The 22011-nt window shown below is 47.7% G+C and carries 16 protein-coding genes, 2 tRNA genes and 3 rRNA genes; 14 read left to right on the top strand and 7 right to left on the bottom strand.

Annotated elements, in window-relative coordinates; genetic code table 11:
- Positions 1-23: 23 nt before the first annotated feature.
- The 6 genes from ACES2C_RS09675 to ACES2C_RS09700 all read right to left on the bottom strand — a co-directional run bounded on the left by ACES2C_RS09675 (position 24) and on the right by ACES2C_RS09700 (position 3966).
- On the bottom strand, positions 24-827 hold the full coding sequence (locus ACES2C_RS09675) for an MOSC domain-containing protein (RefSeq protein ID WP_374166736.1): 804 nt from the start codon (positions 825-827) through the stop codon (positions 24-26).
- 121 nt (positions 828-948) lie between these two features.
- Positions 949-1392, bottom strand: a complete 444-nt coding sequence (locus ACES2C_RS09680; RefSeq protein WP_374166737.1) for an NUDIX hydrolase — start codon at positions 1390-1392, stop codon at positions 949-951.
- Entirely contained in the window at positions 1385-1795 is a 411-nt protein-coding gene (locus ACES2C_RS09685) for a hypothetical protein (protein WP_374166738.1), read from the bottom strand. The genes ACES2C_RS09680 and ACES2C_RS09685 overlap by 8 nt, the downstream gene beginning before the upstream one ends.
- A 17-nt stretch (positions 1796-1812) precedes the next feature.
- On the bottom strand, positions 1813-2592 hold the full coding sequence (locus ACES2C_RS09690) for a YgcG family protein (RefSeq protein WP_374166739.1): 780 nt from the start codon (positions 2590-2592) through the stop codon (positions 1813-1815).
- A gap of 47 nt (positions 2593-2639) precedes the next feature.
- Positions 2640-3065 (bottom strand): TPM domain-containing protein, encoded by a 426-nt coding sequence (locus tag ACES2C_RS09695; RefSeq protein WP_374166740.1) that lies wholly within the window; start codon positions 3063-3065, stop codon positions 2640-2642.
- A gap of 322 nt (positions 3066-3387) precedes the next feature.
- Positions 3388-3966 (bottom strand): LemA family protein, encoded by a 579-nt coding sequence (locus tag ACES2C_RS09700; RefSeq protein ID WP_374166741.1) that lies wholly within the window; start codon positions 3964-3966, stop codon positions 3388-3390.
- 91 nt (positions 3967-4057) lie between these two features.
- On the opposite strand from ACES2C_RS09700, the gene ACES2C_RS09705 reads away from it, so the two are divergent.
- From ACES2C_RS09705 to ACES2C_RS09720, 4 genes are all read left to right on the top strand, one after another.
- A complete protein-coding gene (locus ACES2C_RS09705; RefSeq protein ID WP_374166742.1) occupies positions 4058-5605 on the top strand; it encodes an NAD(P)/FAD-dependent oxidoreductase in 1548 nt (515 codons plus the stop codon).
- On the top strand, positions 5602-6099 hold the full coding sequence (locus ACES2C_RS09710) for a DinB family protein (RefSeq protein WP_374166743.1): 498 nt from the start codon (positions 5602-5604) through the stop codon (positions 6097-6099). Before ACES2C_RS09705 ends, ACES2C_RS09710 begins: the two co-directional genes overlap by 4 nt.
- A 44-nt stretch (positions 6100-6143) precedes the next feature.
- Entirely contained in the window at positions 6144-6503 is a 360-nt protein-coding gene (locus ACES2C_RS09715; RefSeq protein WP_374166744.1) for a CoA-binding protein, read from the top strand.
- 149 nt (positions 6504-6652) lie between these two features.
- The gene (locus tag ACES2C_RS09720; protein ID WP_374166745.1) at positions 6653-7012 is read left to right on the top strand and encodes a hypothetical protein; all 360 of its coding nucleotides are present in this window, start codon (positions 6653-6655) and stop codon (positions 7010-7012) included.
- Here the strand turns inward: ACES2C_RS09720 and ACES2C_RS09725 are convergent.
- A complete protein-coding gene (locus ACES2C_RS09725) occupies positions 7009-8433 on the bottom strand; it encodes an RNA methyltransferase (protein ID WP_374166746.1) in 1425 nt (474 codons plus the stop codon). The two genes, ACES2C_RS09720 and ACES2C_RS09725, sit on opposite strands and share 4 nt — an antisense overlap.
- A 1681-nt stretch (positions 8434-10114) precedes the next feature.
- Here ACES2C_RS09725 and ACES2C_RS09730 point away from each other — a divergent pair.
- From ACES2C_RS09730 to ACES2C_RS09775, 10 genes are all read left to right on the top strand, one after another.
- A 16S ribosomal RNA gene (locus tag ACES2C_RS09730) occupies positions 10115-11636 on the top strand.
- Positions 11637-11885: 249 nt separating this feature from the next.
- A tRNA-Ile gene (locus tag ACES2C_RS09735) sits at positions 11886-11960 on the top strand.
- A gap of 88 nt (positions 11961-12048) precedes the next feature.
- Positions 12049-12122: transfer RNA gene (locus ACES2C_RS09740), tRNA-Ala, on the top strand.
- 263 nt (positions 12123-12385) lie between these two features.
- Positions 12386-15257, top strand: a 23S ribosomal RNA gene (locus ACES2C_RS09745).
- Between the two features lie 191 nt (positions 15258-15448).
- A 5S ribosomal RNA gene (rrf, locus tag ACES2C_RS09750) occupies positions 15449-15560 on the top strand.
- Together the 16S, 23S and 5S rRNA genes with 2 tRNA genes alongside form the textbook arrangement of a ribosomal RNA operon.
- A 140-nt stretch (positions 15561-15700) precedes the next feature.
- Positions 15701-17440, top strand: a complete 1740-nt coding sequence (locus tag ACES2C_RS09755) for a S8 family peptidase (RefSeq protein WP_374166747.1) — start codon at positions 15701-15703, stop codon at positions 17438-17440.
- 85 nt (positions 17441-17525) lie between these two features.
- Positions 17526-18509, top strand: a complete 984-nt coding sequence (locus ACES2C_RS09760; RefSeq protein WP_374166748.1) for a rhodanese-related sulfurtransferase — start codon at positions 17526-17528, stop codon at positions 18507-18509.
- Positions 18510-18539: 30 nt separating this feature from the next.
- Positions 18540-18911: a DMT family protein gene (locus ACES2C_RS09765; RefSeq protein ID WP_374166749.1), complete on the top strand. Its 372-nt coding sequence runs from the start codon at positions 18540-18542 to the stop codon at positions 18909-18911.
- 53 nt (positions 18912-18964) lie between these two features.
- Positions 18965-21592 carry a triple tyrosine motif-containing protein gene (locus ACES2C_RS09770; protein WP_374166750.1) on the top strand — a complete coding sequence of 876 codons (2628 nt, stop codon included), beginning with the start codon at positions 18965-18967 and terminating at the stop codon, positions 21590-21592.
- A complete protein-coding gene (locus tag ACES2C_RS09775; protein WP_374166751.1) occupies positions 21589-21873 on the top strand; it encodes a helix-turn-helix transcriptional regulator in 285 nt (94 codons plus the stop codon). The genes ACES2C_RS09770 and ACES2C_RS09775 overlap by 4 nt, the downstream gene beginning before the upstream one ends.
- Positions 21874-22011: the final 138 nt, after the last annotated feature.

Genomic DNA, 22011 nt, shown 5'->3' on the forward strand with positions numbered 1-22011 from the left:
GGATTGATCCTTTCGCCTTTTTTCTACTTCCGGGAGAGAATTGTTACCGGATCATTCTCTCTTATTATTCCCTCACTGAGAGCGATGAGATTTTGTCCGAAGAGGATCTTGTTGTTCTGTTTTCTGTAAGTTGAAAGCGTGAGCAACGGCTCTTTCCCTTTGATAGCAGTATTCTGGTCTACAGTTGTAAGAATACAGCGGGCACAGGGTTTTGCCACTTTAAATTCTACTTCACCAATTTGAATCCTTGCCCAGGAGTCTTCCTCAAAAGGGGCGGCGCCTGATACCACCAGGTTGGGTCTGAACCTGTTCATTGGAACAGGCTGATCAAGGCGGCTGTTCAGATCGTCCAACGATCCCTGGCCGATCAGTAAAAACGGAAAGGCATCGGCGAAGCTCACGTGCTCCTCGTGCTCGGCGTATCTCACATCCACGGGTCGTTGTCCATCCTCAGGCATGAGTACCAGCTTGCATGCTCTTCCCAGGAAGCGAGTAAACCACTCGTCTGCCTCTTCACTTACCGACAATGCGCTAACGCGGTCGTCCCAAATGGAAACGCTAAGCTTCGTTCCTGTCGGGGTGACAAGCGGAATAGAAAGCTGCTCCTGCGGGTTCTGCTTATGGGATATAGTGACCTCCGACTCGTTTACTTGCGTTGACAGCAGTGCGAGCCGGTGTTCAATTCGTTGTGTGATAAAGGTGCCGGTCTCGTCAATGAGCATGAGGCGCCTGTCGTATTGAAATCCCCGTTGAAGGGCATTCGCCTGCCTGCACCTGATTCCACCAAGAGACTTAACGGGATATATAAATATGTCCTGAACCTCCATTTAAGCCGAAATTACTTTAAATGCCCAAGCTTCATCAGGCCGTAGGCAATTGCCGTCACATGGAGAGCCTGAGGAAATTTGTTCTGTACAAACAGTTCTTTAAGCTCGGCAATACTCACTTTCAATACTTGTATTTCTTCCCTGCCGTCAAGGTGCTGCTCCTGCACTTTTTTCCCCCTGTAAGAAGAAAGCTATGCGTTTTATTGGCTGACGTGGACGGATTGGCATATACCGTTCCCATCGGTTCGATGGTGCTGAATGCATAGCCGGTCTCTTCGAGCAGCTCGCGTTTAACTGCTTCCTCCGGACTTTCTCCGGGATCAATGCATCCGCCCGGAACTTCCAGGATCACTTCTCCTGAAGCATGGCGGTACTGTCTGATCAAAATGACTTCATTATCTTCAGTAACAGCCACGGCATTCACCCAGTCAGGATATTCAAGTACGTAGTAGTCGTCTATAATTGTGCCATCGGGCATTTTACAGGCATCCACCCGGAGGGTTGCCCATTTTTCTTTTACAAGATAGCGGGACGATAACTTTTCCCACTTCATACTATCACTCATACTGCCTTCTGCTCAAAAAATGATTGATCTGTTCTCTTCTGCTGATATTATCGAGCGATTGCTGATGATGCTCGGTCTCAAGGAGGTTCAATACCGCAATTGTTTTACCCAGCGTAGCAAACGTCTCATCTGTTTCTTCGAAAGGATAAACGCTTTCGAAAAGGTACTGCCCCAGGAGGTTCAGCTTTTCGGCTGAAAACTGCCGTTCCCTTGCCCAGGTTTCAAACTCCTCTGCAGACAGGCCTGTCAGCGTTGCAGCGGGCAGCTCAAAGCTGTCGCTCAGCGTCTGCAGTGCTTCCTCTTTTGCCTCTTCGATATTTCCGTCGTTTTTCAAGCCCATTATCCGGGCGAGGATCTGATTCAATTTCTGAATCTCGGCCTCAATAAAGTCTTTACGAATCATACTTGTTCAAGTTATAGTTACCAGCTGCCACTTGCACCGCCTCCGCCAAAGCGTCCTCCGCCGAAGCCTCCGAAACCGCCTCCATCGCCTCCAAATCCTCCGCCGAAGCCTCCGCTGTCACGACCTCCGCCCCGGCCCATTCCTGAGAGGAGGGTCCACCAGAAGATGTCGGCACCACCTCGGCCACCAATTACCCGGCCGCCGCCTCCGCCTCCGCCTCCCCGTCTGCCAAGCAGGATCACAATAGCAACGATAAGAATAATAAGCCCAATGGGAAAGCCGCCTGAGCCTTTTCTGCGCTTCGGCTCGTCATTCGTATACTCACCTTTGGTATAAGCAATAATGGCATCGGTAGCGCGGTCCAGTCCCTTATAGTAATTACCTTCGCGGAACCCCGGCTTTAACTCGTTCTCTATTATTCGCTTTGCGATGGCATCGGGCAACGCTCCTTCAACGCCATAGCCCGTCTGAATGGTCACCTTGCGATCGTCAAGGGCGGCGAGGAGGATTACGCCGTTATTCTTTTTCCCCCGGCCAACGCCCCACTGTTCCGCCAGGCGGGCTGCATAGTCGGATATATCATATCCTCCCACTGAGCGCATAAGTACAACCGCCACCTGGGTAGATGTGGAGTCATCAAAGGCGACCAGTTTGCGTTCAAGTTGCTCTGTTTCTTCAGATGAAAGCGTATTGGTGTAGTCATTTACCAGCCGGTCCGGTTTCGCCGGAAAGTCCTGTGCGAAAAGCGGACTGAGCAGCGTACAGAATAGTAATATGAATAGGATCTGTTTTTTCAATGTCTTAGCTTTTGACTGTGGCCACCCCAGGCCGGCAGCAATATAGTCTACATAAAGGATATTTCGTCGGGCAATTCATTTTTGTCGCCTTCCAGATAAGGAAAGAACTCCTTGAGTTTTTCTCCTGCCATTGTGATGCCCGTTACAAGCCCCTCTGCAAGCTTTTCAGATTTAAACTTTTCGAGCATGGCTACTTTGGTCGATTCCCAGAAGTCGTCAGGAACAAGTTCATTAATGCCGCTGTCGCCAATGATAGCGAATTTCCGGTCTTCCGTGGCAATATAGATAAGAACGCCGTTTTTTAAAGTCGTCTTGTCCATGCCAACTTTGTAGAAGTAGGAGGTGGCCCTTTCAATAGGGTCGCCTTTGCAGTTTTTCTCCGCGCACACCCTGATTTCGCCGGAGGTATTCCGCTCTGCCGCTTCGATAGCGAGTCTCACTTGTTCTTGTTCCTGTTCTGAAAAGAGTGCCATGCTTTGTGTTTTTTTGTGAAAGTGTATCTGTTTATCTAACTTTCATCTCCGTTTGTGCGTACAGCCTATGAATGTTCTTCTTGAAGGTACATTTGCTTTTTTAAGGCCAGGAAGAACACTCATTCAACTTTCGTTTGAGCGTACAGCTCATGAATTTTTTTGAATCAGTATCCTTTGAAGGCCATGTGCGACCGCTTTTAAGCATTGATGGCCTAAAGGCAGGCAGCCAATTTTATTTTCGTTTGTATCTTCAGCTTATAAGCGCGGCCAGGACCGTATCCGGCCCTGGTCTTATAGGCCAATCTGTTTCTGCCCTTGTTGTTTAGAACTTTACTTCAGGCGCTTTTTGAGCACTTGCATCTGCCTGGAAATATCCCTTTTTCTCGAATCCGAACATCCCGGCAGTGAGATTGTTTGGAAAGGAACGGATCTTGGCGTTATACTGCTGTGTCAGTTCATTGAACTTTTGGCGCTCTACCGTGATCCGGTTTTCTGTTCCCTCGATTTGCGCCTGCAACTCCTGGAAATTCGCGTTAGCTTTCAGCTCAGGATAGTTTTCCGTCACCGAAAGAAGGCGGCCAAGAGCGGTACTTAGTTCTCCCTGCGCGCTCTGAAACTTCTGGATATTTTCTGGTGTCAACTTGTCAGGGTCTACGGTAATCGATGTTGCTTTCGCACGTGCCTCCACTACCTGGGTGAGCGTTTCTTTTTCAAAGTTAGCCGCCCCTTTTACCGTGTTAACAAGATTGGGGATAAGATCGGCCCGGCGCTGGTAGACGTTCTGTACCTGAGCCCATTGTCCCTGCACCTGCTCATCCAGCTTTACCATTCCATTGTAATCGCACGAAGAGAAGGAAAAAATTGCTAATAATCCGGCAATTGTATACAGTATTTTTTTCATGTTGTCTTAAGGTTAAAACTTTTTCAATTTACGGCTTAGAGTTCAAATTTCATACCTTTGTTACTATCCGGGATAAAAACCCGGCAATTTTATGATAAAAGAAGTTGAAATCGTGCTGCTCCCGCACGAAACTGCCGACACGTCATTTCTCTATAGTACAACGGCACAAGTACTAAAAATTACACAAAAGCGCATTCACGACATTAAGGTTCTAAAGAGGTCTATCGATGCCCGGGGAAAGAAGGTGGTGTATCGCCTGAAAGTACAGGCCTTTATTGACGAGGAAGCGCCGCGGGAGCATTTTTTAGTTAACTATCCCTCCGTTTCAGGCAAAAGAAGAGTAATTATTGTTGGTGCAGGTCCTGCAGGCTTGTTCGCGGCCCTCAGGTGTATTGAACAGGGACTGAAGCCGGTGATCCTGGAGCGGGGCAAGGATGTGCGGCAACGTCGTCGAGACCTTGCAGCCATCAATCGGAATGGCGTTGTTAATCCTGAATCCAACTATTGCTTCGGGGAAGGGGGAGCAGGTACTTACTCGGATGGAAAGCTGTACACGCGGTCAAATAAGAGAGGCGATGTCCAGTACGTGCTCAAAACGTTTGTTGCACACGGAGCCGCAGAAGATATCCTGGTTGATGCCCGTCCGCATATTGGAACCAATAAACTTCCCAATATCATCACCGCAATCAGGGAAAGTATCCTGAATGCAGGTGGGGAGGTGCACTTCGACTGTAAGGTAACCGACTTTGTGCTATCAGGCGGGGAGGTGAAAGGGGTGAAGACAGCCGGGGGCATGACCATAGATGGGGAAGCGCTTATTCTGGCCACCGGACATTCTGCCCGTGACGTCTTTCACCTGCTCAGGAAATCAAACATCCTGGTGGAACCGAAGCCCTTTGCTCTTGGCGTTCGGATTGAACATCCCCAGACTGTCATCGACCAGGCGCAATATCACTGTACTACGCGCGATCCTTATCTTCCCCCATCTTATTACAGTTTGGTAGAGCAGGTAGGCCAGCGCGGGGTCTTTTCCTTTTGTATGTGCCCAGGCGGCATTATCGCTCCCTGTTCAACTGAGCCTGAAGAGATTGTGGTGAACGGATGGTCACCATCCAGGCGGAATAATCCTTACGCTAACTCGGGGACGGTTGTGCAGATTAATCTAGAGGACATGGCGGACCCCGACGATCCCTTTTGCCTGCTCGACTTTCAGGCTTCTGTTGAAAGGAAGGCATGGGAGGCAGGAGGCGGCGGACTTGTCGCACCCGCGCAGCGAATGATTGACTTCGTAAACGGTAAGCTTTCTGATACCCTCCCTATAAATTCCTATCTGCCGGGCACCAGAAGCGCCGAACTTGGCGAGGTGCTGCCTGATATGGTGCACAGCCGGCTTCGCGATGCGCTCCCTGCTTTTGGAAAGAAAATGAAAGGCTATTATACAAATGAAGCCATTCTGGTTGGTGTAGAGTCGAGGACCTCCTCTCCGGTAAGGATCCCGCGCGACCGCGAGTCGTTGCAGCATCCCCAGGTAAGAGGCTTGTTTCCGTGCGGAGAAGGTGCAGGTTATGCAGGCGGTATCGTTTCTGCCGCCATTGATGGCATGAATTGTGCGGATGCTGTTAAAAGGTTATTGTCATGAAAGCGGATATTATACATGAACTCGACCAGGTGATGAACGGACATCCCTGGTATGGCTCCTCTGTTACTGATATTCTCAGTCAGGTAGATCCTTCATACGCTTTTGAAAAGATAGGGGAGGCACACAGCATGGCCGAACTGCTTTTGCATATGATTGCCTGGACTGAAGAAGTTACAGCAAGGCTGCGCGGCAAAATTGGAACGGACCCCGACCGGGGTGACTGGCCGGCCGCACAGGGAAACAGCTGGCCGGAACTTATCGCAGAGCTTCAAACTGCGCATAAGGGCTTGCTGTCGGTGATCAATGAGGTGCCTGAAGAAAGAATGAATGACGTGGTGCCTTATGAAGAAGAATTGCCGGCCCCCGTTTCATTCAGACAGACTCTGGCCGGGCTTGCCCAGCATCACGCGTATCATCTCGGCCAGATCGCAATATTGAACAGACAGTTTAAAAGTGACAGGACTGGCATGTACTCCGGGTCGCACATTCAGTAAGCGACTACGTTCACGCAGTTCTGCAGGTTTTAATAAAATGTACGATGAAAAAGACTCTTGTAATAGGTGCTACACCTGACCCTGGCCGTTATGCTTATTTAGCGTCTAATAAGCTTGTGAGACATGGCCATGATATAGTGAACGTGGGCATAAAGAAAGGTGAAGTGGCAGGTGTTCCTATAGAGCCCGCCCAAACGATACACGACGATATTGATACCATTACTCTTTACGTAGGCACGCGCAACCAGCCTCCTCTGTACGACTATATCCTCAATACCAAACCAAAACGCATCATATTTAACCCTGGCACAGAGAATCCTGAGCTGGAGGCGATGGCTCAGCAAAAAGGCATAGAGATCGTTGAGGGCTGTACGTTAGTGATGCTGTCGACGGGCCAGTATTGAGTCTTGTCATCTGCTCGTCGCTCCCGTATTGAGCCGGTTTGTTTTCTTCGCACTGTTCATTTCTGCCGAACCTGGTATTTTTTTTATTTCGCAAGTGGAAATAATTGATTACTAATTCATAACTTTATGGAAACTTAACCAATAAAGAAATGAAAACGCCAGGAATGAACCGGTTCCTGCTTGACAAACTTCCTGACCTTTATTTTATCGTTGTAGCGCTGTATCTGTTTGGAAGCTTTGGTCTCTGGCCGGTAGTTGTACTTCTGCCCCTACTTCTTCACCTGATCTTCAATAGTAAAGTCGCCGTGCTATGCTCCATTGTTCTTGTTTCGATCTGTTCGGCATATTTTGCCTGGTCGTTTCTTCTCACCTTTGTTTCATTCGCCGGCTTCAGAGAGAATCCTTATACCTACAGTGTGGGTGCTCCCTTTGTGTTTACTAACCTGCTGATGTGTGCTTTGCTGGCGGGGCAGCTTTGGAACCGCGACGAGGGTAATGATGCTCCCTAAAATTCCTTGAGTATCCTCATCTCCCTGGGGTAGTAGTTGTTGATGCGGTTGGGCAGTACCTTTGCCCAGCCAAGCCCGAAGTCCTGATAGCACATCAGCGTCCAGCCGGTGGGTAGACCGTCAAGTTCGAGAGTGTCTTTTCGAAGGTACATTAGTGCCTGCTCCTCATCAAGCTCTGCCCGCTGGATGTTGGGGGACAGGAGCAAACTCTGTGCGAGTTCCTGATCCGGCACAAGATCTTTGCCGACAATTTTTCCGGCATATACGCCCGACTTTTTCACATAAAGCCGTGACTGCAGGTGTCTGACGTCCGCAAGAAATTGCGGGGCAATAAAGCAGTAGCCGTCTTTTGCCGGATGGATGGTGTGGTCGGGTTCATGGATCCATCTTTTTAAAATGCTTTCGTCTGATGCGTTTATGCGTAGCGCTTTTGAAGATTCGGCGTGCTTAACGTCTCCTTCTGTCTTTTGAAAACAGGTAATAAAGAAGCCTTCTCCTTTTATCTGGTGCGGATAAAAGCGATAGCCGAAACACCGGTGTTTGTCAGACTCCGTTTCTTCAATTCCCCAGGACGCATCAAGGGGGATACGGATTGTCTTAAGGCCATAGGTGTCGCAAAGCCAGTCTGCTATATCTTCGTTTTCCTTTTTGGAGTAAGAGCAGGTTGAATAGATCAGAACGCCGCCTTGTGCCAGCGCGGGGCAGGCATTAGCCAGTATTCTTTGCTGCCGTTCGCTGCAAAGCTGGACGTTGTTTTCAGACCATTCGTTTATTGCCATAGGGTCTTTTCTGAACATCCCCGATCCGGAGCAGGGCGCGTCTACCACCATGACATCAAAATAGCCATCAAGCCGGTTAAAGTCGCGGGGATCGTTGTTCGTGACGACGCAATTTGACGTGCCCCACTTCGTGAGGTTGTCTGAAAGAACTGGCACTCTGCTTTTGATGATCTCATTGGATACAAGCAGGCTCTGGTCATTGATTAAGGAGGCGATCAGGGTGCTCTTGCCACCCGGAGCTGCGCAAAGATCCAGAACCAGAAGGTTGCTTTCGAGGTCGCATGTGTGTTTTAAAATTTGCTCAAGAAACATCGACGATGCCTCCTGTACGTAATAGCATCCGGCGTGAAACAGAGGATCAGCAATAAACGACGGCCTTTCCGCAAGGTAGCGTCCATCTGCACACCAGGGAACTAATTCTGCCTGATCAAATTTGGTAATTCTCTTTTTGGGATTCAGTCGCACGGAGGTTACTTGGGCGCCGCGTTCGTGTGTATCTATAAATGCCTGGTCTTCTATCCCATGTTCCTGAATAAGAGAACGAAGCAAAGCCGATGGAAATTTGTTGCTCATGAGCTGTAAAGCTACAAATAAATGGGCGACTGGGGGAAGAGGAGATCCGGTTTGCTGTGCGTTCCCCATCTGCCTGCTTTTTGTGCTCAGAAGGATCGGGGGACGTTGGGGCCGGCGAGTCTCGAGCCGTAATACTTGGGGCCGTTCCTGAACTAGCTCTTGCCGCCGTTCCTGACCCGTTCCTGACCCTGTCCTGAGGCTGTCCGGGGGATCCTTTACACTCCCTTTACGATGCTTCGACAAATCTTCGGCGCCTTTCGAAGAAGTGCCGAAGCATTGTCGAAGGAATGCCGAAGCAGCTCGAAGCCCGGTCAGGACAGGGGCAGGAGGATTCTCTTCCTGGAATAGCATATTGTCTTGTCCTGAAATAACTATACAGATTAATGAATAAATCCTGATTTAATTATACAGGAGGAACGGGTATTCCTGATTGGATTATACAGTAGAAGTCGTGAATCCAGGTTGAACTCAGCTGACTATCCTCAGGCATAGACTCTATATCCGCCATGTCTTTGCAGAAAGGGTAGGGCTGCTGAGCAGTCAGGTACTGGATAAACGTATGTTGTACAATCACGAACTAACCAGGGGGCTTGACAGCTTGATTAGCTAATAGATCTCCATGCAAGCTTTATTAACGGAGTGTGGCCACTCGGGTCGGCCATCTGGCTAACGGCGCTATACCGCCTTTCGCTACCGGGGCGATGCTGCAACAGTCGCAGACATGTTATTGATTATATCTGTTTTTTCGTTTGCTCAATTAGAGTCCGGACTGTATAGTCTATACATCTTATATAGCCTGTTGCTAAAAACGTATCGCAAGTGAGCGCAGGGCTGTTAGCTGATTATGTCTACATGACCAGCAGATACCGGTTTCTGCGTGAGATGAATGTGAAAAGGGAGAGATTGGAGCGGTGCATACAATAATCTTTGCCGGGAGATCGACTGTAACAGACTATCGCCCAGCTCTTCGGGCGGGGTTTAACAAAGCAAGTGGGAGAAAGTTTAGAAAGAAATGAAAAAAGATTTGTGTAGGGAGGAAAAAGTGTGCATCTTTGCAGTCCCCAAACGGGAAAGAGGGTGCAAGACCATCTGAAGGTGAAAGTAGAGAAGAGGTGATTTTAGGCGTTTACACGCATAAAAAGAGAGAAAAGGGAAGCGAGAAATAATTTTAAAATACTTCTTGCAGAAACGAAAAAAGATTCTCACCTTTGCAGTCCCAAAACGACGGACTTCGGTTCGAAGAAAAAGGAGGATAAGCGCAAGGCTTAGGAGGATGAAAATCGGGAAAGAAAGAAGCAGAAGAAAATAAAAAATACTTCTTGCAGAAATCAAAAAAGATGTTCATCTTTGCCCTCCCCAAACGAGGGGTTTTCCGAGAGGGAAACAGGGAATAAGCGCAAGGCTTAAGAGATTGAAAACGAGAAGAGAAAGCGAAAAGAAAATTAAAAAAACTTCTTGCAGAATTCGAAAAAGATTCTCACCTTTGCAATCCCAAAACGAAGCAAACGGCGCGACGCCGGGAGTGAAACTGAAAAGATTCAAAATACGGAAGGCTGAAAAGCCGGAAGGATTTAGATAAAAGCCGAACTGAGAGAGGGAGGCGCAAAAGTTCTTAAAAAGAAATGTCATGTAGCATAACAGGTAGGAATATCTGTTATAAACAAAAACAAGTTATCCTAAGTCAATTCATCGAATAGCATTAATAAAAACGATTCTATTTGAGAAAATAGAGTCAGAGACAAACTTCATTACAATGGAGAGTTTGATCCTGGCTCAGGATGAACGCTAGCGGCAGGCCTAATACATGCAAGTCGAACGAGATTCAGGACTTCGGTTCTGATGACAGTGGCGCACGGGTGCGTAACGCGTATGCAATCTACCTTACTCAGGGGGATAGCCCGGAGAAATCCGGATTAACACCGCATAACATCATGATATGGCATCATATTATGATCAAATATTTATAGGAGTAAGATGAGCATGCGTGACATTAGCTAGTTGGTAAGGTAATGGCTTACCAAGGCGACGATGTCTAGGGGATCTGAGAGGATGACCCCCCACACTGGTACTGAGACACGGACCAGACTCCTACGGGAGGCAGCAGTAAGGAATATTGGTCAATGGGCGCAAGCCTGAACCAGCCATGCCGCGTGCAGGAAGACGGCCCTATGGGTTGTAAACTGCTTTTGTACCGGAATAAACCCTCTTTCGTGAAAGAGGCTGAATGTACGGTAAGAATAAGGATCGGCTAACTCCGTGCCAGCAGCCGCGGTAATACGGAGGATCCAAGCGTTATCCGGATTTATTGGGTTTAAAGGGTGCGTAGGCGGTCTGTTAAGTCAGGGGTGAAAGACGGTAGCTCAACTATCGCAGTGCCTTTGATACTGATGGACTTGAATAAACCTGAGGTAGGCGGAATGTGACAAGTAGCGGTGAAATGCATAGATATGTCACAGAACACCAATTGCGAAGGCAGCTTACTAAAGTTTAATTGACGCTGAGGCACGAAAGCGTGGGGATCAAACAGGATTAGATACCCTGGTAGTCCACGCCCTAAACGATGAACACTCGATGTTGGCGATACACGGTCAGCGTCTAAGCGAAAGCGTTAAGTGTTCCACCTGGGGAGTACGCCCGCAAGGGTGAAACTCAAAGGAATTGACGGGGGCCCGCACAAGCGGAGGAGCATGTGGTTTAATTCGATGATACGCGAGGAACCTTACCCGGGCTTGAAAGTTACTGAATGACTCAGAGATGAGTCAGTCCTTCGGGACAGGAAACTAGGTGCTGCATGGCTGTCGTCAGCTCGTGCCGTGAGGTGTTGGGTTAAGTCCCGCAACGAGCGCAACCCCTGTGAATAGTTGCCAGCAAGTAAAGTTGGGGACTCTATTCAGACTGCCTGTGCAAACAGAGAGGAAGGCGGGGACGACGTCAAGTCATCATGGCCCTTACGTCCGGGGCTACACACGTGCTACAATGGGTGATACAGAGGGCAGCTACATAGTAATATGATGCCAATCTCAAAAAGTCATTCACAGTTCGGATTGAGGTCTGCAACTCGACCTCATGAAGTTGGATTCGCTAGTAATCGCGTATCAGCAATGACGCGGTGAATACGTTCCCGGGCCTTGTACACACCGCCCGTCAAGCCATGGAAGCTGGGGGTACCTGAAGTATGTAACCGCAAGGAGCGTCCTAGGGTAAAACCGGTAACTGGGGCTAAGTCGTAACAAGGTAGCCGTACCGGAAGGTGTGGCTGGAATACCTCCTTTCTAGAGTGGTGAATTGAGCCTGTTATGCTACGGATATTCTTTTAATAGTTATTAGCAGTTAGCTGTTAGCTATTAGAGAGAAGAAAAGACATTTCAAAAAAACAAAAGAGAAAAAGCACTTAGCAAAAAGCAAGAGGGAAGGCGAAAGCCAACACCCAGCTGCTAATAACTAAAAGCTTAAAAAAACCCGAAAGAGGAAAGCCAGAATCGGTGGCAATAGCCAGAAGGGCTGGCGTGATTGGAAGAAACAGTCCCGTAGCTCAGCTTGGTTAGAGCACTACACTGATAATGTAGGGGTCAGCAGTTCAAATCTGCTCGGGACTACAGGCGAGGGAGTAATAAGTGGTAAGTAATAAGTAGTAAGAGAATCTTACAACGTACAACTTAAGACTTAGAACTCGAAAACTCAAACGGGGAATTAGCTCAGCTGGCTAGAGCACCTGCCTTGCACGCAGGGGGTCAACGGTTCGAATCCGTTATTCTCCACAGTGAAAGTGGTGAGTAATAAGTGGTAAGTGATAAGTCAAACGACTTACAACCTACAACTTAGAACTTACAACTCTCAAACGTTCTTTGACATATTGGAAGAAGTAATTGAAGAAACAACAACAGAAGAGTTGTAGAAAAGTGATAAGTAACAAGTGATAAGTAATAAGCCGCAAGGCAGAAAACTTCGAACTTAGAACTTAGAACTTACAACTTACAACTCAATAAAAGGCATTATCATATGAGCAAAAGCATATGATAAGAAGAAAGTAAGAAAGGGCACACGGGGGATGCCTTGGCTCTCAGAGGCGAAGAAGGACGTGATAAGCTGCGATAAGCTGCGGGGATTAGCAAATATGAATTGATCCGCAGATTTCCGAATGGGGAAACCTAATCAGTTGAAGACTGATTGCAATAGCGCGAACGTGCTGAACTGAAACATCTAAGTAAGCATAGGAAGAGAAAATAATAATGATTTCCTGAGTAGTGGCGAGCGAAAGGGAAAGAGCCCAAACCAGTTATGTTACGGCATACCTGGGGTTGTAGGACCACAACATGAATAGTAAAGCTAAGAAGAACGGGATGGGAAGCCCGGCCAGAGAGCATGATAGCTGCGTATTTGTAAACAATACTATTCTAGTGGTATCCTGAGTACCGCGAGGTTGGAGACGCCTTGTGGGAATCTGCCGGCACCATCCGGTAAGGCTAAATACTCCTGAGAGACCGATAGTGAACCAGTACCGTGAGGGAAAGGTGAAAAGAACCCCGAACAGGGGAGTGAAATAGAACCTGAAACCGTGTGCTTACAAGCGGTCGGAGCACAGTAATGTGTGACGGCGTGCCTTTTGCATAATGAGCCTACGAGTTACTCTTCTCTGGCAAGGTTAAGTGATTAAGTCACGCAGCCGAAGCGAAAGCGAGTCTGAATAGGGCGTATAGTCAGAGGAGGTAGACGCGAAACCTTGTGATCTACCCTTGAGCAGGTTGAAGGTGCCGTAACAGGTACTGGAGGACCGAACCGATAAGCGTTGAAAAGCTTCCGGATGACTTGAGGGTAGGGGTGAAAGGCCAATCAAACTGGGAAATAGCTCGTACTCCCCGAAATGTTTTTAGGAACAGCGTGGTGGTAAAGTTTAATAGAGGTAGAGCTACTAATTGGGTGCGGGGGAGTCAAATCCTACCAAATCCAGATAAACTCCGAATGCTATTAAATATACACTGCAGTGAGGCGCGGGGTGCTAAGGTCACGCGCCGAGAGGGAAAGAACCCAGACCATCAGCTAAGGTCCCTAAATTACCGCTAAGTTGAACTAACGAGGTCCGATTGCACAGACAGCTAGGATGTTGGCTTGGAAGCAGCCATTCATTTAAAGAGTGCGTAACAGCTCACTAGTCGAGCGATCGGGCATGGATAATAAACGGGCATCAAGTGGTATACCGAAGCTATGGATACAGCAATGTATGGTAGGGGAGCATTCCAATATCAGCGAAGCAGTCTCGTAAGGGATTGTGGAGAGATTGGAAAAGCAAATGTAGGCATAAGTAACGATAAGGCAGGAGAGAAACCTGCCCACCGAAAGACTAAGGTTTCCTGATCAACGCTAATCGGATCAGGGTTAGTCGGGGCCTAAGGAGACGCCGGGTGGCTAATCCGATGGACAACTGGTTAATATTCCAGTACTTTTTATAACTGCGATGTGGAGACGGAGTAGTGACACTGCCGCGAACTGACGGAATAGTTCGTTAAAAGGTGTAGGTATATCACGGGTAGGCAAATCCGCCTGTGGTGCTGAGGCCCAATAGTACAGCAAACCTTCGGGGGCGCTGATAGAGCAGGTAAGCAGACTTCCAAGAAAATCCGCTAAGCTTCAGGTTATAAAAACCCGTACCGTAAACCGACACAGGTAGTCGAGGAGAGAATCCTAAGGTGCTCGAGTGAATCATGGCTAAGGAACTCGGCAAAATGGCCCTGTAACTTCGGGAGAAGGGGCGCTGTCAGCAATGGCAGCCGCAGTGAAAAGGCCCAGGCGACTGTTTAACAAAAACACATGGCTTTGCAAAATCGAAAGATGAGGTATAAGGCCTGACACCTGCCCGGTGCCGGAAGGTTAAGAGGGGATGTCATCCGCAAGGAGAAGCATTGAATCGAAGCCCCGGTAAACGGCGGCCGTAACTATAACGGTCCTAAGGTAGCGAAATTCCTTGTCGGGTAAGTTCCGACCTGCACGAATGGTGTAACGATCTGGGCGCTGTCTCAGCCATGAGCTCGGTGAAATTGTGGTATCGGTGAAGACGCCGGTTACCCGCAACGGGACGGAAAGACCCCATGCACCTTCACTACAACTTAACATTGATATTGGGTACAGGATGTGTAGGATAGGCGGGAGGCAGTGAAGCAGGCGCGCCAGCGCTTGTGGAGCCAACCTTGAAATACCGCCCTTTCTGTACTCGGTGTCTAACTCGTCTGAGTATGAGGACATTGTTTGGTGGGTAGTTTGACTGGGGTGGTCGCCTCCAAAAAGGTAACGGAGGCTTTCAAAGGTAAGCTCAGTACGCTTGGTAACCGTACGGGGAGTGCAATAGCATAAGCTTGCTTGACTGTGAGACAGACAAGTCGATCAGGGTCGAAAGACGGATATAGTGATCCGGTGGTTCTGCATGGAAGGGCCATCGCTCAAAGGATAAAAGGTACGCTGGGGATAACAGGCTGATCTCCCCCAAGAGCTCATATCGACGGGGAGGTTTGGCACCTCGATGTCGGCTCGTCACATCCTGGGGCTGGAGAAGGTCCCAAGGGTTCGGCTGTTCGCCGATTAAAGTGGCACGCGAGCTGGGTTCAGAACGTCGCGAGACAGTTCGGTCCCTATCTGTTGTGGGCGTAGGAAGTTTGAGTGGGGCTGTCCTTAGTACGAGAGGACCGGGATGGACAAACCTCTGGTGAATCTGTTATGGCGCCAGCTGTACTGCAGAGTAGCTAAGTTTGGAATAGATAAGCGCTGAAAGCATCTAAGTGCGAAACTAGCCACGAGATGAGACTTCCATATAGGGTCGTGAGAGACTATCACGTTGATAGGCTACAGGTGTAAAGGTGGTGACATCAAAGCCAAGTAGTACTAATTACCCGAAGCTTTCAAAGCAGACATTCTGTTGGTAATCTCTTCAAGTACTTCTTCTGATTATGTTAATTTGAGTAATAAGTAGTAAGTGATAAGTAATAAGACTTACTATTGATATAGTCAAAAGATATTAGAAAGCATAAGTTGAGGTAATCGAGTAGCAAGGAAACTTATTACTTATAACTTACCACTTACAACTTTCAAAAGATCTTCAGGTGCCTATATCGGCGGTGTCCACCTCTTCCCATTCCGAACAGAGAAGTTAAGCCCGCCAGAGCCAATGGTACTGCGGTAACACGTGGGAGAGTAGGTCGGTGCCACCCTTTACAAAGCCCGTTAGTTTATTCTGACGGGCTTTTTTCGTTATCCCCCAAAATAAACATCACTAAACATTTATTTCTATATTGTGCGAAATTATTGGCACGGTTCTTCGTTTAAGAAGCTGTGAACTAACATATACAACATGACATTTTTACAAAGATTCTTACTGATAGCGGCGTTCATTCCGTCATTTGCTGTTGCTCAACAAAAAGAAAAACCGAAGGAGAACTGGCAAAACCTCGATCTGCAGCAAGACGGCGTTTTCGGGGTGAGCACGGAGAGGGCCTATGATCAATTACTGAAAGGAAAAAAGGGTGAGGAAGTGATCGTTGCCGTAATAGACGGCGGCGTAGATGCTGAGCATGAAGATCTGAAGAGCGTAATGTGGAGGAATCCTGGCGAAAAGGCCGGTAACAAGGCTGATGACGATAAGAACGGATTTGTTGATGATGTGCATGGCTGGAATTTTCTCGGCTCTCCCAACTACAGCATCCGCTACGATAATCTCGAAGTGGTACGCCTGATTCGTAAATACCAGGACAAGTACGCCTCCGTATTGAACTCGACCCCTTTAAGCAAGGAGGAACGGAAGGAGTTCAATCTTTATAAGCGGATGGTGACGGATTATATGGGTAAACTTGAGAACGCGCGAATGGGTTATGAAAACATATCCATCTTAAGGAAGAACCTCGACACTATCGCGAAACGAATTGGAAAGGAAGCTCTGACTATCCGGGATTTTGACGACTACAAGCCTCAGAACGATATTGAATCAAAGGTTATAAAAGTGGTGAAATCGGAATTGAAGAAGGAACCCGATTATAAGAAATTTAAGGATGACCTGGAGGAGGGCTATCAATATTATCACACTCAGGTGAATTACAACCTGAACATGGACTTCGATCCGCGCGATTCTATCGGCGATAATTATGCTAACGGGGCAGAACACCGTTACGGGAATTCTGACGTGAAGGGGCCGGACGCTGACCACGGCACGCATGTCGCCGGAATAGTTGCGGCGGATAGAACGAATAAGATCGGGATCAAGGGCGTTGCTAAAAACGTGAAAATCATGTCGGTGCGGGCAGTGCCTGATGGTGACGAAAGAGACAAAGATGTAGCGAATGCTATACGGTACGCTGTAGACAATGGTGCGCGGGTGATTAACATGAGCTTCGGCAAGAGTTATAGCTGGGATAAGAAGCTGGTAGACAGCGCTGTGAGATATGCGGCTACGAAGGATGTTCTTCTGGTACATGCTGCGGGCAATGACTCTAAGAATACTGATTTCGAGAACAACTTCCCTACCAGGATATTCGCCGACAGCCTGGACGCGAATTATTGGGGCATGAATCAGCGCGTGTCGATTGTTCCAGGTGGACGGCCCTCTGGTATGGGTTTGCCTGGCATGAGCGGTGGTGCCCTGCGTGTTGAGCAGGATACTCTTAAATTTACTAAACTGCAGGCACAAAACTGGATAGAAGTAGGTGCCTCAGGATGGAAGAATGACGACGGGCTGGTAGCTGAGTTTTCAAACTACGGAAAACGCTCTGTCGACGTATTTGCACCTGGCGTGCAGATCAACTCCACGATCCCCGGCTCTAAGTATAAGGAAAATGATGGCACAAGCATGGCCTCACCTGTTGTAGCAGGTGTAGCTGCGCTGATTCGCTCCTATTACCCGGCATTATCGGCGGTACAGGTGAAGGATATCATTATGAAGTCTGTGACGAAGGTGGAGCAGAAAGTAAAGGTAAAAGAGGACGGTGCTACAAAAAAAGTGAAATTCAGCGACGTTTGCATTTCGGGAGGAGTGGTAAACGCATACAATGCGTTAAAGATGGCTGAGACGCTTGAGCGGAAACTCTCCAGTAATAAATAGGGCCCTCTGTGCAGGCGGCTCTCCCGCATGTTTTTTGTATCTTTGTAATTCATTTTACGCTGTTTGCAGCAGTATCAATGTTATTATGAATCAATATCAAACACTTCTTTATTACTGTTACACTACAATCGAGAACGCAGAAGAATTCGCTGCTGATCATCTTGAGTTTTGTAAATCAATCGGGCTGACCGGACGCATTATTGTGGCTGACGAAGGCCTTAATGGAACGGTGTCGGGCACTGCTGAGGCTTGTAAGACCTATATGGATACGGTGCTTGCGGACCTACGGTTCGCAGCGACGGAGTTTAAGATCGATGATGTGAGCGAGCCATCCTTTGTCAAGATGCATTGCAGGTACAAGCCCGAGATTGTTCACTCGGGACTTCGCGACCCGAACATAATCGATCCTAAGAAGAGAACAGGCGTGCACCTGGAACCTTTAGAGTTTCTCGAAATGAAAGACAGGGACGACGTTGTTATCCTTGACGTCCGCTCTAACTACGAGCACAACCTGGGACGTTTTAAGAATGCCGTTACGCTCGATATCGACAATTTTCGTGATTTTCCGTCGAAAATCAACGAACTCGCACAGTATAAGGACAAGAAGATCCTTACGTATTGCACCGGTGGGATTAAATGTGAGAAAGCCTCTGCCTTGTTACTGCACGAAGGATTTACGGAGGTGTATCAGCTGCACGGAGGGATTATAAAGTACGGAAAAGAGGCAGGTGGAAAGGATTTTGAAGGAAAATGCTATGTGTTTGATAACCGCGTCGCGGTAGACGTCAATACGGTGAACCCAGTAGTGGTGTCGACTTGCCGCAATTGCGGCAAGACCACTGCTAAGATGATTAACTGCGCTAATCCGGAGTGCAACGAGCACTTCACACAATGCGATGACTGTGGCTGGGCAATGGACGGCTGCTGCTCCGAGGAATGTAAGGAGCATCCACGTAAACGGCCTTATGATGGAACGGGTTATTATGTTAAGGTTCCGCAACAGTTGAATCTGAATAAGATAGGGAGGAAGGAATTTATAAGCGATCTTCGTCCTGCTGCGCTGTACTAATGAACTCTGTTCTCAGAGTGTAAAATATAGATGAAAGCACTTTTTACTGTAGGGATGCTCTGCATTTCCAATATTTTTATGACCCTCGCCTGGTATGGACATCTTAAGTTTAAGGAGATGGAATGGAGTAAGGGGCTGGGGCTTGTTGCAATAATCTTCATCAGCTGGGGCATCGCCCTGGCTGAATACGCGTTTCAGGTACCCGCCAATAAATATGGGTTCAGGGAAAACGGCGGCCCTTTCAGCCTCTTACAGCTGAAAGTGATTCAGGAGGCGCTTTCCATAAGTATCTTTCTGATCTTTACAGTTTTCTTCTTTAAAACCGAGAAGATTGCGTGGAATCATATCGTAGGATTCTGCTTCATAATTATGGCGGTTTTTTTTATTTTTAAGAAGTGGTAGCACAGCTGTACACTCACTTTTTATAAATCTAAACGGCTTCTTTCATTATTTCAATGTTTAAAATATCAGGATTTTATCTTGTTGTACTTTCCATTTTCTCCATTCTGATTGTCTCCTCGGCCAAGGGTGCTGAAATTAAGAGCTTTGGCGTTCCCTACGTTCAGAATTATAGCAAGAACGTCTACCAGTCGGGCAATCAGAACTGGTCGGTTACGAAGGATCCAAAGACTGGTGTCATGTATTTCGGAAATGGTGAGGGTCTACTAGCGTATGATGGCCGCTTCTGGCAACAATACCGTATGCCGAACCACCTGATTGTGCGGGCAGTGGCAGCTGACGGCTTTGGCAGGGTCTATACCGGTGCTTTTGGGGAAATCGGTTACTGGTCATTCAATACCTCAGGCCGTTTCACTTACACCTCTCTGACCTCATTGATTCCTGCCAGGCATAGGCTGACAGAGGAAATATGGAAGATCTATACGGATGGACGGAAAGTGATATTTCAATCATTTGCCTCGATCTTTATCTATGAAAATGGTAAGATATCTGTGGTAAAGAAAGAGGAGCCGTTCTTTTTCCTCTTCAAGGTCCGAAACCGCTTTTTTGTAGAGGTCATGTTAAAGGGCCTGTTTGAGCTCCGCGGTACTCAGCTCATTGCCATCCCAAACAGTGAAATTCTTAGCAGCAGCGGAATCCTATCGATATTGCCGTTCCAGGGTGACAAGTATCTTATCGGTACAGCCAAGAATGGCCTTTTTATTTACGATGGGAAGAGTCTGAAGCCCTGGGCAAATCAGGCGGACTCGTTTTTAAGTACGTACCAGTTGAATAACGGGGCTGTTCTCATGAACAGGTATTTCGCCTTTGGGACGATCCTGAACGGAATCGTGATTGTTGATGAAAGGGGCAGAGTGGTACAGAAGATAAACAAGTCGAGCGGCTTGCAGAATAATACGGTGCTGAGCTTATTTGCAGATGACGAGCAGAACTTATGGGCGGGCCTCGACAATGGCATAGACAGGGTCGAACTTAATTCGCCACTTTATTTCTACTTTGACAGAAAGGGAGACCTCGGGACCGTGTATTCAAGCATTATTCATGACGGGAAAATCTATCTGGGCACGAACCAGGGATTGTTTTCCAGCTCCCTCGACGCAAAGAACAATGGAGACTTTCAGTACTTCGACTTTAAACTGATTCCCAACTCCCAGGGGCAGGTATGGGATCTGAGCCTGATGGACGGACAGCTGCTGTGCGGACACAATAGCGGCACTTTCCTGGTCAGGGATGGAGCCCTCAGCCCCATCTCAAAGGCCAGTGGTGGCTGGACAATCAGGAGACTGGGTACGAACCCCGCTAAGCTTGTACAGGGCACCTATACAGGACTAGTGGTGTACAAGAAGGACGCAGTGGGAAACTGGATCTATTCACACGAAATAGCAGGCTTCAGGGAACCTGCTAGGTATGTGGAACAAGATACAAGGGGCCAGGTATGGGTAGGACACGCTTATAAAGGTGTTTATCGCCTTGAACTAAGCGAAGATTTAAGCCGCGTGGTTAGTACAAGGTATTATGGCGAAAAGTCAGGATTGCCGAGCAGCTATCACATCAACGTCTTCGAGTTCGAGAATCGCGTAGTCTTTTCCTCAGACTCAGGCTTCTATTTGTATGATGATATTTCGGATCATTTCAGGAGATACGAGCAGCTCAACAGAAAGCTTGGAAGCTTCGCATTCTCCAACAAGATCATCGCTGCCGGAGCGAAGAAATACTGGTTTATCAACCACGGAAGAACGGCCCTTGCTAAGTTCGGGGACGGCGGCAGGATCACAATAGACTCTAACAGCTTTACCGTGCTTAATGGGCGAATGGTTCAATATTATGAAAACATAAGCCGCATTAACAATGCCATGTACCTGATAAGTATTGACGATGGCTTTGCTATTTACAACGGCGACGAAGTGCTATCAGCGGGCGACAGGAGGTCTATGCCTTCCCCCGTTATCAGGAAGCTTGAAAACACCACTGACAGCTCGTCTGTAATTGCAGAGGGGCCAGGGACAAACGTTGCAGTGATCCCCTATAAAAAGAATAGCATCAGGGTGAGCTTTTCTCTTCCATATTACCGCCAAGCCAAAATAGAGTATCAATATTATCTGGAAGGCTATTCAGACCGTTGGTCTGTGTGGAGTACTCAGGCGGCGAAGGAGTTCACCAATCTGGATCATGGCGACTATAAATTTCTGGTGCGCGCTAGGGTGAATGGAAGATCCGTTTCCGGAACGGCAGTTATCGCGTTCAGTATTTCTCCTCCCTGGTACTTAAGTCCACTGGCTTATCTGTTTTATCTTCTGATTTTGATTGCGTTCTATGTCCTTGCGCGGAAGGAATACGCCAGGAAGCTTCAGCGTCATCAGGAGAGTATTCAGCGTAAGCTGCAGGCCGAACAAGAGGAGCAGCTCAGGCAGGAAGCGATTCTAAATGAGCAGAAGATCACAAAGTTGCGTACGGAGCAGTTACAGGCGGACCTGGAGAGTAAAAATAGGGAACTGGCTAATTCAGCGATGAATATCGTCTACAAGAACGAGCTGTTACAAAAGATCCGGGATGAGCTGTACTCGCTGAAAGATAGCGCCGGCAAAAAGCTCGGATCGGAGCAGTTGAAAAAATTGATAAGGTGATCAACGAAGGAGTTAACGATGAACGTGACTGGAACGTATTCGAGAAGAGTTTCAATGAGACTCATGAGAACTTTTTTAAGAAGCTGAAGTCGCAGTATCCGGAGCTCGTCCCTAATGACCTGATATTATGCGCCTACCTACGGATGAACATGAGCAGTAAGGAGATTGCTTCCTTACTGAATATTTCCTTACGCGGAGTGGAGATCAGGCGATATAGATTGCGTAAAAAGCTGAATTTAGAGCATGATAAAAACCTCGCAGAGTTCTTCATGCAGCTCTAAATACTACATCATTACCTCTCATCACATGTTTACTTGACTAATTATGACGGTCGTCATTGATGTATGTAGTTGGTACACTTTGAGATGTGGAATTGCTGGCTAAAATATTAAACAATAGCTTCTTATGATTTGTTGAAT

The sequence above is a fragment of the Arcticibacter sp. MXS-1 genome, assembly GCF_041902385.1.
Classification (GTDB): Bacteria; Bacteroidota; Bacteroidia; order Sphingobacteriales; family Sphingobacteriaceae; genus Arcticibacter.